Here is a 12,359-nt window from a genome sequence, read left to right on the forward strand (position 1 = left end):
ACCCAAACAACCTGAAGATGCAGGTTGCCTGGGTATATATGCGTCCTAAGCCTGCTTCGGACCATCAATAAACCCTGGTTCTGTTACCATTTTTTACCTTCATCTCTCTGTTTTATAGTGAAACTCTCATTTTCAGATTGAAAATCACCCGAATCATTTCCCGGAAATATGAACAGCAACTATGCTTAACAAATCCGGTACTACCCTTTGAAACTATTCCTGAAATAACGGATGAAATAAATCAGATACAAAGCTCATTCACTTTTATTAAGAGTCATCATCATATTGTGGACAGCATTAAAATAAACTCAGATCGCTTGCAGCCAGGTTTATATATCCGGTTGCCGGTAAAATGGAATGATCATCCTTTTTTACTGAACAGCTTTAAACTGAAAAACCAGGAGCAGATAGAAATTATCAAGCACCTGGGGATTTCGTTCGTCTACCTGTATCCGGATAAAAGTGATAAGCAGCCGTTACCTCCGCCAACCCTGCAGGAGGACTCCCCGGATACGAAGTCAGAAGCAAAGCCTGAAAAAAATCAGCTCAGTGATGAAGCACAGAAATTGTGGGATGAGAAACAACAACGAATAGAGAAGCTCAATGCCTATCGCCGGCGGGTCAGCCGCTGTGAAAAAGAGTTCAACCGCTCGCTGGCACACCTCAGAGCAATTATGAATAAAATCCGTAACCGCCCTGAAGATGCAGCCGGAGAAGCAACCAAATTAGTTGATCACATCACATCGACTCTCCTGAATGAAGAAGATGTCACTCTGCATCTGATTAATGATAAAAGTAAAGAAACCGAGGATATTTACTTTCACTCCTTAAATGTTGCAGTTCTATCCATCATTGTTGGTAAGGCTAAAGGCTATGATGTAGCAAAGATCAAGCTACTGGCAATGGCATCATTGTTTCATGACATTGGAAAAATCAAAGTTCCCAGAACCATTCTGAAGAAGCAAACACCACTGACTGAACCTGAACAAAACTATTTAAAACAGCATACCCGGTATGGTGTTGAAATAGCAGAAACTATCGAAGGATTTCCTGAAGAAGCTGTGATAATTATTGCCCAGCACCATGAAATGCTGGATGGTTCAGGCTATCCGGAAGGATTAAAAGGCGATGAAATCGATGAACTGGCGCAAATTGTTGCATTAACGAATGCATTCGACAGCAGGTGCCACTCAAATATTACCGGCGATCAAAAAATTCCTTACGCAGCACTTTCCTATTTATATAAACAAAAACATCTTTACAACAATGAAAACCTGAATCTGTTAATTAAATACATGGGTGTTTATCCTCCCGGTTCGCTGGTCGAACTCTCAAATGGCATGATTGGCTTAGTCATTTCAGTCAACTCAAATCAGCTGCTTCATCCCAGTGTGCTTGTCTACGATGCATCCGTACCCAGAAATCAGGCACCCATCATCGATTTGTCAGATAGAGAAGAGCTCTCCGTAGTATCGGTCGTGACGCCCGGTAAAATCCCGGAGAAAGTGCTTGAATATCTCAGTCCCCGCGCCAAAGTCTCTTACTATATCGATTCAGGCAGTTAGAGTCTGAAACATTGATCTGGCCAGACTTCCCTGCCAGTCTGCTACAAATGAATATCATCCCCGAATCACCTGGAGCGGCCGCTTCAGGTTACACCGGATATCAGTTTTCTAAGCCGGGGGAAAGTGTTACCTTAGTCACACAATAAGTTTGCATATCTGACAGAAACAAGAATATGGATAAAGACCAGCAGGCCAGACAAGGCGTTCTCTTCGCCATCAGCGCTTATCTGATGTGGGGCATTGCTCCCATCTATTTCAAAACAATCCAACATGTTCCACCGGCAGAAATTCTCTGTCACCGGATTATCTGGTCGTTTGTTTTTCTTGGCATACTGATCCACACGAGCAAACAGTGGCTCGGTGTACGGTTTATTTTCAATAATAAAAAGCAACTGCTGTTCTTAACGGCAACCTCTGTGCTGGTTGGCTCAAACTGGCTGCTGTTTATATGGTCAGTCAATCATGATCATCTTTTAGATGCCAGTCTCGGCTATTTTATTAACCCCTTGCTGAATGTCTTACTGGGAATGATCTTTTTGGGAGAGCGGCTCCGCAAACTTCAATGGCTTGCAGTTGCAATGGCAGCAACGGGCGTCATTTTTCAGATTATAGTTTTCGGGTCTATACCGGTTATAGCCATCGTGCTGGCAACAACATTCGGGCTCTACGGACTACTGCGTAAAAAAGTGGCCGTGAATGCCCGGACGGGCCTGTTTATTGAAACGCTGATTCTGCTTCCGGCGGCACTCATTTATCTGTTTCTGCTTGCCAATACCTCAACCAGCCATCTGGAAAGTAATGTCTGGACGCTGAATGTCCTTCTTTGCCTTGCTGGTATTGTCACAACATTGCCTTTACTGGCATTCAATGGCGCAGCAACCCGGCTGAAGCTCTCAACGCTGGGTTTTTTCCAGTATATCGGACCGAGTCTGATGTTTTTGCTGGCTATTCTCATTTATGGTGAAAATTTTCAGGCAGATAAAGCCATAACTTTTGGTTTTATCTGGTGCGCTTTGCTGATATTTAGTCTGGAAGGTTTAAAACACCATCAAAAACAACGTCGGGTATAAATGATCATTTTTTACAAGACAAACCGGATGAACCCATTCATGATGAATCAACGGACCTTCTTCACATTCTTCGGGTGAAATATGGAAAAGATTCAATACTGCTCAACAGAAATCGAGCAAATCCGGTTGATTGAAGCCGACTATCAGGCATTTGCCTTTCAACGCCATTATCATCTGGATATCCATATTGGCCTGATCACGCAGGGTGAACAGAAGTTTTTCTGCCGGGGTGCACAGCACCATGTCGGGCAATCCCAAATCAGTATCATTCCGCCGGATGAAGTTCATGACGGAGAAGCAGCAACCGGCGCCTACAGCGTCAGTGTTTTTTCAATACATCCTGAGTGGTTCAGTCAGTACTTCTCTGAACGCCCTGTATCACAGCAATTGCTTAGTTTTAAACAGTCGATCATTGATGATCAGGCGGTTTTTGGTCAGCTCAGTATGCTGCATCAAAAACTCAGGCAGCAAAACTTATCTCGGCTGGCTAAGGATTGTTTACCTCATGATGGATTTTCTGAGTTACTGAACCGCTACGGTCAACGACAGGCAGAAGCACCGGTTGCCCTTGGCTGTCACTCTCTGGATAAAATCCGGGATTATATGCTGGCTCATTTAGATCAACCCGTCAGGCTTCAAACTCTGGCTGAGTTATGTCATCAAAGTCCCGTCCAGTTTCAACGCCAGTTTAAAGCCAAAACCGGTTTAACGCCTTATGCATGGTTTACCCGGTTACGGCTCGAAAAAGCACTCCGGCTGATTCAGTCAGGGATGACGGGTACAGAGGTCGCTCACAACGTTGGCTTTTATGATCAGGCCCATTTCACTAAAGCTTTCAAACGCGCCTACGGCATTTTGCCATCCTCTGTGATTTGCTGAGACTGACGACAAAAAATACAGGAAAACCTGCAAGTACCAGCAATATTCCTGTCACCTGCTGATCTCGCGTCCACAAAAGCAAAACCATGTCACTATTTTACAAGCTGCCTGCAGCCGGTTCTGCCACAATCACTGCCAATTTAAACGATCTGCGAACAAAGCAACAATGAACGAAACACATATTCTCATAACACTGGCTGGCATCCATTGGATTGCCCTGATGAGCCCCGGACCGGATTTTGCCCTGGTAGTCAGAAATACAACCCGATACGGAAGAAAAACAGGTTTATATCTTGCCTGCGGATTATCTGCCGGGATTCTGACCCATTCCATACTCAGCCTGATGGGCATCAGCCTGTTGCTCCATCAGCATCATTTGCTGTTTGTTGCGATCCAATTAGCAGGTGGCGGATATCTCAGCTGGACCGGATTCACTATTCTCCGCCAAATCCTTTTCAGCCGAAGGCTTGCCAGTCAGGAACACCCGCCTCTTCAGGTGAACAAAGAGCAGATTCACAGCAATAAGCACGCATTTATACAAGGCTATCTGACCAATATTCTGAATCCCAAAGCACTGGTTTTCTTTGTTAGTCTGATGTCCGGGTTGATTCCCGCTGGTTTTTCCCTGTCAGGGAAATATCTTGCCATCATCCTGCTGTGGGGGCTGGCGCTAATTTGGTTTGCTTTACTGGCATGGGTACTTTCAACCCGGCGTATTCAGCAAAAAATAATTCAGGCAGCACGCTATATCGATAGTTTATGTGGATTAATATTATTGGCTGCCGGATTGTTTATTTTGGCAAAAGTTGCAGAATATTTGTTCAACTGACCATGTAATGCTGACCACGAGCGATCTTGATTTTCTCATCTGGCTGTAAGAGATCTCTTACAAACAAGTGCGTAAAAAGAGATTTGTGCAGCCGACATCACAACAAAACATCAATATAAGATACTGATAATCATAGATTTGACTATTTTTCACTCTAAATAACAAAGCTATCATCGTTAATTTACCTGATTGTAGAAAACCTCTCATTTCGTAAGATTACTTACATCAGCAGGGAGCTGAACGAAGGGACAAAGAAGGGAATCTGAATCGTTGTACGGATACAACGTTTAAGGATAACCAGGACAACCTCAGGATGAGGTCTTTTATCAGGATGATAAAAGGGATGAATGTACTGACGAGGAAGCGTCAGTAACCAGGATGGTCAAGGACACAGCCAGGCAGGCGATGCAAGGACAAAGCTAAAGGATTTAGCATACTGATCACGGATTTGATGCAGGAAGCATTGATTGTTGCAGGATTGCAGCAGGTAGGAATAGAACCCCGGAGGGCTTGCCCCCCGGGGTTTTTCTTTACTTTACAAATTACCCAGCGCCATAAAATTAAAGTACTTCACAGGTTGGTGCTGTATACGTTCCTTCAAAAGTACCCTGAACACCGAAAGATGCAGATTTACCTGTACTCAGGCTACCATTCCAGCTGGCGTTTACTGCTTCGATTGCTGTACCATCAACGGTCAAATCAGCATTCCAGAAGTTAACCAGCGTAGGCGCTGAATCATATTTCAGGCTTACTTTCCAGCCATCAATCGCTTCACCTTTATTGGTCACTTTCACCGCCAGCTGATAACCACCACTCCACTGATTCACGGTTGTTACATCACAGGTCACTGAAGAGTCATTGTCATCACCATTGTTACTGCCACCATTATTACTTCCGCCGTTTTCACCACCGGAATTCGATGAATCAAATACAGTCGCAGGCTTGGCTGTTGCTTTCAGACCATTGGTATCATTGATGATCAAATCACCCCAGTCAGTCAGGCTGTTCAACTCAAAGTTGTTGGTCATATCAATCAACTTAGAATAAGTCGCACCTGAGTTACCTGCCCAGGACCAGCCCATGTAACCGATACCTTTTTCTTCAGATATCTGCATCACAGTTTTAGCCGGTAGTTCTGTGCCATCAGATGGGTCATCCGCCGCAAATTCACCGATAACCAAAGGCAATTTGTCCTCAGTCAGGAACTGATTCACATAGCTCTTCACACTGTCAGCAGTCGGATAGACACCGTACATGTGCACACTGAATACCGTGTTATTCAACTCATCCGCAGCCGCAACTTCAGGAGCATTATCAAGCATGACTTTTTCCCAGTCCTGCCCCCAGCTTGGCGCATCAACCATCAGTGTATGCGTGAAACCCGCCGCACGAAGACGCTTAATCGCATCAACATGGCCATCAATCCAGACTTTCTTATCAACATTATTACCAATCGGTTCATTACCAATGTTGATGATGACGTAATCTTCCTGACCTTTTAAAACGTCAGCAATACTTTCCCAGTAGTCAACAGCCTGATCTAAAGAAGCAGCCGCTGTCTCCTGTCCGTATCCGGTTGTATCGTGGACTTCCAGCACCGTAATCATTTTGTGTGCTTTCATCTGTTCGATGATACTTTCCACCTCACCGGCAGATGTTTTCGTCCAGCGATCACCACTACTTAAAACAATCCGTATAGTATTCGCATTGACACTGGCAATATCTTCAATTGCCTGATTGGTGTAACTGTTGTACCAGGTATGAGCATGGTTCACACCACGAATTACAAATGGATTTCCGTTACCATCAAGTAATTGTGTACCTGACACAGAAAAACCAGCCTGACAAGACATTGAAGCACAAGCCAAAAGCGTTGCTAATCCCAGAGTTTTAAGTGGAAATTTCCCTGGAAAGTTTTTAATTTGCATTGTTAACATTCTCCATTCATATGTTGTCATGAATCTCTCTCAGATAACTTTCCTGCCCGACAGATTCTCCCGTGATCCAGACTGTTAGAGAGCGACTCAAAGATTTGACGATTTCCCAAGGTTTAGGAACCGTCGGGTATTAAATGAAAATAGTACGGCACACAATCGATATCATTCATAACCCCGACTATGCAACTATTCACCGATCTAATATAGCAACACTGCCTGATGGATGAATAGCAATCAATGCAGTTCAAATTGAAAGCTGTTAACCTGATTCCAATTGGTGGAAAACAAACCAGATACTGACAACTAACTGATAAATATATTATTTAAATGGATTTAATTCAGTCTGGCTCAATAAAAAACTTTGTTATCGATTCATTCCCGGATAAATATGGCACAGATAACATTATTATTGTTTCTGCTTAATCCTGCCGTTGATATAAATAATAATTATGATTAAATTTGCACTTCATTTTCTTATCACTCAAATCAGTTTTATACACACTCAAACACTTAAAATTTAGCCACAGATGTAAGGTAAACCATTCAGGTAATCACATGACAAATAAGTTAAGAACTCTGCTTTTAACCGGCAGTATAAGTTTATTGACGGCCTGCGGCGGCCCTTCAATTGATACATCGTCTCCGGAAAAAATGCAGAAGTCCGTCCAGGCCATTCTGGATAACCTGGAACCAGTACAAAAAACAGAATTCACCCAAATCATGATTCAGATATACAAACAGGCCATGCTCAAATCTTTTGATAGCAATGGCACATTAGCATTAGAGGACGCGAAAAAAGCTGCGGACAAGAAACTCAACGGACTTAACGCAGAAGGTGTCTTTAAACTGGGCGAAACACAACCAGAATAGTTGCCTGTTTTTAAACGATATCGTCATAATCTTCAGCGGTTTACCGGCAGAAATGCCTGAGCGAAAATATAAGGAACTCACATTGAAATCTTTCATGTCCAGAAGTTTGTTCTTTCTGATCGGGTCACTTCTGATCGGGTCACTGGCAGGCTTTTACAGCCATGCAACACAATCAGAAGATCCCGAAAAAGATACGGCACCCCGGGTAGTCACTCAACTGATCATCAATGCCTTAAATGAGTGTAAATGGTCATTAAGAAGTACAGAAAGGCCGGTTGTCTATCTCGATCAAAGTGCCCGGATTATTCAATCTAACGAAAAAGCGATAGCACAATACAAGAAATTTCGTAATCAGGCTTTAGCAAAAGACAATGCGCTGGTTCAGCAGAACTGGGGTGAAAAAATATCCGAATGTAATGCCAGGCTCCCGGCTCAGTTAGCAAAATATAAACAACAATATCACTTAGCTGTGAATCAAGAGACGATTGAAAATATGACTCAGGCCTATGCATTTGGCTACAGCAAATTATTCAACAACATGCTTTCAGCCCTGAATAAGATCCAAAACGGTTACCTGACACTATCAGACGCCAGCAAGGCGCTGTTTAAAGTAAAGCCGGATGATTCACAATGCCGGTTTGAAAGTATGATTGATGAAAATGCAGTGTATGTTTGTCCTGGAAGCTTTGTCATTGCACTGAAAGAAGAAAAAGACGTCAACTATATTCAGGGGACACAGCTTCCCGCTGGATACTATATTTTGACCGGCACAAAAAACTTCACCACAATTCTGGGTGGTCAAAAACAAGCTTTTATTTTCAAACAACTCTCTCCGTTACCGAAAGATAATCACGCTTCCTGAATAAACAGGTAAAGTGGCAGTACACAAGCTGCCACTTTTTTTGAAACAAATGCCCGCCCTGCTGTCTTAGTTCAGATAATAAACCCAAAAAAGAACAGAGGCTTATATGTTCAAAAATGTAATATTACTGCTCAGCACTTTATTTTCCTTTTCGGTTCTGGCGACACCGGACCCAACTCCCCTGTTTCAAGCCATTAACCAGCGTCTCAGTTACATGGAAGATGTCGGCTTATACAAAGCCAACCACCATTTACCTATAGAAGATGTGACCCGTGAAGAAGTGGTATTAAAGAAAGCAGTCCGGTCGGCACAGAAAGCCGGATTGAATGGTGCCAGCGTGGCGGCGTTCTTCCGGTCACAGATTGCGGCAGCGAAAGCGATTCAGTACCGCTACCGCGCAGACCTGCTCAACCAGCCAACCCGGCACCAGCCACGTGATCTGAAAAAGGTCATCCGTCCGGCACTGATTCAGCTGGGGAATACGATTAATACAAATGTGAAAAACTATCTGGAAGATGGCGGCAAACTGACAGAACAAAACTGGCCGGAATTTAACAATACAGTGAAAAACCGGTATTTGTCCTCAACAGATAAGAAAGCATTGTACAAAGCACTCTCACAAATCAGAGTCCGCTAAATGCACGGGAAGCGTCATACTCAGTTCAATGGCGCTTCAAGATAATGCGGCAGTTGCCCGCGGATAAATGCTACATCTGCCGCATAAAAATCAACCAGTGGAATCTGTTCCGGTCGCATCCAGAAAAATGTTTGCTGCCGGACAGGGTCAATGCAAACCGGCTCAGCTTCAGTAGGAATATTCAGCACGACATAATCGATCGTCCCACCATATTCATTGTCAGCCTGGTACGTCCCCAACACCTGCGAAGCTTTCAGCCCCGTTTCTTCCCACAATTCCCGACAAGCACCTTCTGCGCCGGATTCACCTGCATCAACAGAGCCGCCGGGAAATTCGTAAACCATTCCGCGATGAGAACGATAACGTTGTTGAATCAGTACTTTTCCGGACCGGATCACCACAGCCATGGCTAAATTTTTCATCATATTTTTCCTGAGAGAATCAGCTCTGATCAATGAGATTCCTTTGTTGATACCAGCATTATACCGGCGTAGCGAAACGAATACGGCCACCGTCAGGATCACAAATTGAAAATGTCCGGCCAAAGTCCATCTCAACGGGTTCCTGAATAATTGTGGCCCCCATACCGGTACAGTGTTCGTACTGACGATCCAGCGCCGGATGGTCAACAACAAATACGCAGATTTCGTGCAAGCTTCCTGCTGAAGCATTCACTTCAGGTTTGACGTCGCTGCGCAGCCACAGGCCAACAGACAATGTTTCATTGACTTTGAATGACACAAACTTTTCAGAGCATTCAGCAGGTTCTGTGCTCAGCAGTGCCTGATAAAACTGACGACTTTTCATCATATCTTCAACGTATAACACAATCAGATTATTCATTATTTCTTCTGTCCTTTTCTGTCGGGAAGTTGCAGAAATAATAATGACCAGCTGCGTCAGTTTCTGTCAGTAGCGTGTATCTCTCTCGGTCACGCCCTCTTGCTGCTGCCAGCTTTTCAGTAACTCACGCTGACGACGGGGATACTTTTCTTCGGTCCGGGTGAAAGATTGCATCCGGTCAACCCGGAAATGACGAAATGCGTTCCGGCTTTCGCACCATGCTGTCAGAACATAACAGCGCTCAAAAAAGCCGATTAAAACCGGCCAGATTCTTCGCTGAGTCTGGTTGCCTTTTTCATCGGTATAACAAATCTCAGCGACTGATTCATGGCGGATAGATGAACGAATGTCAGTTAAATCGACCTGAAGCTCAGAAAAATCACCCACCGGGACAACCCGGGTGACATCCTTGCTTAACTGATGCTTCAGATTATCCGGCAAAACTGAGGATATTTTGGCAATGGCATTTTGAGCCGCTTCAGCCATATCCCGGTCCGCACGTTGCGTCACCCACTCAGCCCCAAGTAATAAGACTTCCAGTTCATCCTGACTAAACATCAGCGGCGGTAACATAAAACTGGGTTTCAGGACATAGCCGATACCGGCTTCTCCTTCAATTTCAGCCCCCTGAGCCTGTAACGTTGCAATGTCTCTGTAAATCGTCCGGACACTCACACCCAGTTCAGACGCGAGAAAAGAAGCTGCGACGGGATATTGATGACGACGGAGCAACTGAAGTAAATCAAATAGTCGTTGCGTTCGGGACACGGGTAACCACCACTCTGTTAAACAGACCAGCCCCTATTCTATCCAAACCAGCTGAAGAATCTAACTCAGTCCCATAAAATCGCTTCGCAGGAAAACAGATAGCTGACCGAACGCTCCAGATGACTGTGGCAGAGCTGCTCAACATCAGCCACCACAGCAGAATCAACCTGATGCGCCTTCATCAGTTGTAAAGCCACCGACAAATCATTGGTATCGCCAAGATGATCCTGTATCTGTTTCAGTATCCGGGCTTTCTCCGGGGGATTTCCCTGCACTGCCACTTCAAGTTCCACATGATAACGATATTTCTTCAGCATGATCCGGGTTTCATGAAAATGTTCAGGCAGTTCTTTTAACCTCACAAACGATTGACGCAGTTTTGCTTCCAGCCGGGAATGCAACATATCAAGTATTTCCCGGAAACGAGGCTTTTCACATGAGAGAAGCCTCATTTTTCGACAGACAAAATCCGTTGATTCAGTCAGATTCATCGCCTTCACCACCGGAATTATCCCTTCATCCAGCTGGTGTTTTTCCTCACAGAGGTCATCAATATAAGGCTGTATCAGAAGCTCCGGCCAGTCTTGCAAGGTGCGCAGTGAAGCCGCTAACTGAATCTGAACTTCCAGATCTCTTGGCGCTGAAAGTGCTTTAAAGACACCTTTACATCGCTTCTGATGGGTTTTCAGATCGATGATTTCCTGCTTATCGTCCTCAAGACGAATCAGAACATTCATCACCGGCATCAATCGGCGGATTGACACTCTGAGGTCATGAACCGTTTCTTTTTCACTACGGCAACCAATCAATGCCTCATGACAGTGATGCATTGCTTCTATGATTTGAAATGTATGTTTCCTGAACTGTTTTATTGCCATTACTTATCAGTCCACTTAAAACCACCCTTTTATAATTATACTCAGGCAACCTGAAAATGCATGATTCAGCGTGCAGCCGAAAGGGGCAGTTCAAGGAAAGGGAATGCAGGAATGTACCCAACGGAACCCGGCTCGCAATTAACAGATGATTTTAATCATCTTTATCATCCAATCGACTATAGTTATAAAAAAATAATTACAGACAAAAAACTTAATAGCAGATCCTTCCAAAGAAAATTTTATTTTTATTCAATAACATGGAGTATTGAAGATGGCAGAGAAATTGCTGACACATGGGTTTTTCCGGAAACTGTCCACCCTGCTTCCATTACTGCTGCTTATTTTTTCTGGCTATAGTCAGGCAAAACTCATCGCTGTAGCAGTCAGTAATGAAGATAACTTTCGTAACCTGATCACCAATAGTATTGAGAAAACCGCTGATATTTATGGTGATGATACTTATATCGATTCTGCCGGGGGTGATTTCCAGACCCAATACGAGCAAATTAAACGCTTTGTGCAAACCGGTGTCGATGCCATCATCGTGATTGCAGCCGGCACACCAGAACAAAACAAGACCCTGCTTCCCTTTGCAAAACAGGTACCACTGGTCTTTGTCAATGCTGAACCTCTGGATAACCTGAATGACTTACCGGCAAACTCCGTCTATGTCGGCTCAAATGAAGAACAGTCCGGTACACTGGAAATGGAAGAACTGGCCCGTCTGGCTGGTCAGCAGGGAAAAGTCGCGATGCTCCGGGGCGTTGATACCCATAAAGCGGCCATCATGAGAACACAGGATGTCAAAAACGTGATGGCAAAATATCCTCAGATGAAACTGGTAAAAAATGAATCCGCCAACTGGCAGCGCAATCAGGCTTATCAGGTTGTAACCGGATGGATGAAAGAAAATGTGGACTTCAACATTCTGGTGGCAAACAACGATGAAATGGCCATTGGCGGAATTATGGCGATTAAAGACTCGGGTAAGAATCCCGCCGATTACCTCATCGGTGGTGTGGATGCGACGCAGGACGCCCTGAAAGAAATGCAATCAGGCAGACTGGATGTCACGGTACTGCAGGATGCAGCCGGTCAGGGAAGAGCAGCTGTCGAGGCCAGCTATCAGTTGATGAACGGTGTTTCTCTGGATAAAGCCGTCTGGATACCGTTCCGTCTGGTCACGCCGGACAATTATCTACAATATCTAAAAAAATAGGA

Annotated in this window: 13 protein-coding genes; 8 read left to right on the forward strand and 5 right to left on the reverse strand. The window is 44.4% G+C overall.

Annotation, left to right across the window (positions count from 1 at the left end; genetic code table 11):
- Positions 1–287: 287 nt before the first annotated feature.
- The 4 genes from OC443_RS18115 to OC443_RS18130 all read left to right on the forward strand — a co-directional run bounded on the left by OC443_RS18115 (position 288) and on the right by OC443_RS18130 (position 4,343).
- The gene (locus OC443_RS18115) at positions 288–1,565 is read left to right on the forward strand and encodes an HD-GYP domain-containing protein (RefSeq protein WP_073585727.1); all 1,278 of its coding nucleotides are present in this window, start codon (positions 288–290) and stop codon (positions 1,563–1,565) included.
- Between the two features lie 173 nt (positions 1,566–1,738).
- Complete coding sequence (gene rarD, locus OC443_RS18120) at positions 1,739–2,635, forward strand: EamA family transporter RarD (protein WP_073585710.1); 897 nt, start codon at positions 1,739–1,741, stop codon at positions 2,633–2,635.
- An 81-nt stretch (positions 2,636–2,716) separates the two neighbouring features.
- Positions 2,717–3,514, forward strand: a complete 798-nt coding sequence (locus tag OC443_RS18125) for an AraC family transcriptional regulator (RefSeq protein ID WP_073585709.1) — start codon at positions 2,717–2,719, stop codon at positions 3,512–3,514.
- A 166-nt stretch (positions 3,515–3,680) separates the two neighbouring features.
- Positions 3,681–4,343 (forward strand): LysE family translocator, encoded by a 663-nt coding sequence (locus OC443_RS18130; RefSeq protein WP_073585708.1) that lies wholly within the window; start codon positions 3,681–3,683, stop codon positions 4,341–4,343.
- A 560-nt stretch (positions 4,344–4,903) separates the two neighbouring features.
- Here OC443_RS18130 and OC443_RS18135 read toward each other — a convergent pair.
- A complete protein-coding gene (locus OC443_RS18135; protein ID WP_159440369.1) occupies positions 4,904–6,271 on the reverse strand; it encodes a cellulase family glycosylhydrolase in 1,368 nt (455 codons plus the stop codon).
- Between the two features lie 564 nt (positions 6,272–6,835).
- Here OC443_RS18135 and OC443_RS18140 point away from each other — a divergent pair.
- The 3 genes from OC443_RS18140 (at position 6,836) to OC443_RS18150 (ending at position 8,649) form a co-directional block, all read left to right on the forward strand.
- Positions 6,836–7,150, forward strand: a complete 315-nt coding sequence (locus OC443_RS18140) for a DUF6694 family lipoprotein (RefSeq protein WP_073585707.1) — start codon at positions 6,836–6,838, stop codon at positions 7,148–7,150.
- Between the two features lie 82 nt (positions 7,151–7,232).
- Positions 7,233–8,012, forward strand: a complete 780-nt coding sequence (locus tag OC443_RS18145; protein ID WP_159440368.1) for a hypothetical protein — start codon at positions 7,233–7,235, stop codon at positions 8,010–8,012.
- A gap of 106 nt (positions 8,013–8,118) precedes the next feature.
- Positions 8,119–8,649, forward strand: coding sequence for a chorismate mutase (locus OC443_RS18150; RefSeq protein ID WP_073585705.1), 531 nt, complete (start codon positions 8,119–8,121; stop codon positions 8,647–8,649).
- A gap of 20 nt (positions 8,650–8,669) precedes the next feature.
- Here the strand turns inward: OC443_RS18150 and OC443_RS18155 are convergent, their stop codons facing one another.
- The 4 genes from OC443_RS18155 to OC443_RS18170 form a co-directional block, all read right to left on the reverse strand.
- The gene (locus tag OC443_RS18155; RefSeq protein ID WP_073585704.1) at positions 8,670–9,071 is read right to left on the reverse strand and encodes an NUDIX hydrolase; all 402 of its coding nucleotides are present in this window, start codon (positions 9,069–9,071) and stop codon (positions 8,670–8,672) included.
- A gap of 58 nt (positions 9,072–9,129) precedes the next feature.
- Positions 9,130–9,492, reverse strand: a complete 363-nt coding sequence (locus OC443_RS18160; protein WP_073585703.1) for a VOC family protein — start codon at positions 9,490–9,492, stop codon at positions 9,130–9,132.
- 66 nt (positions 9,493–9,558) lie between these two features.
- A complete protein-coding gene (locus OC443_RS18165) occupies positions 9,559–10,260 on the reverse strand; it encodes a helix-turn-helix transcriptional regulator (protein ID WP_073585702.1) in 702 nt (233 codons plus the stop codon).
- A 65-nt stretch (positions 10,261–10,325) separates the two neighbouring features.
- Positions 10,326–11,138: a CHAD domain-containing protein gene (locus OC443_RS18170; RefSeq protein WP_083601743.1), complete on the reverse strand. Its 813-nt coding sequence runs from the start codon at positions 11,136–11,138 to the stop codon at positions 10,326–10,328.
- 271 nt (positions 11,139–11,409) lie between these two features.
- On the opposite strand from OC443_RS18170, the gene OC443_RS18175 reads away from it, so the two are divergent.
- Positions 11,410–12,357 (forward strand): substrate-binding domain-containing protein, encoded by a 948-nt coding sequence (locus OC443_RS18175; protein ID WP_083601742.1) that lies wholly within the window; start codon positions 11,410–11,412, stop codon positions 12,355–12,357.
- The last annotated feature ends 2 nt before the right edge of the window (positions 12,358–12,359 follow it).

This window comes from Vibrio quintilis, assembly GCF_024529975.1.
GTDB lineage: Bacteria > Pseudomonadota > Gammaproteobacteria > Enterobacterales > Vibrionaceae > Vibrio > Vibrio quintilis.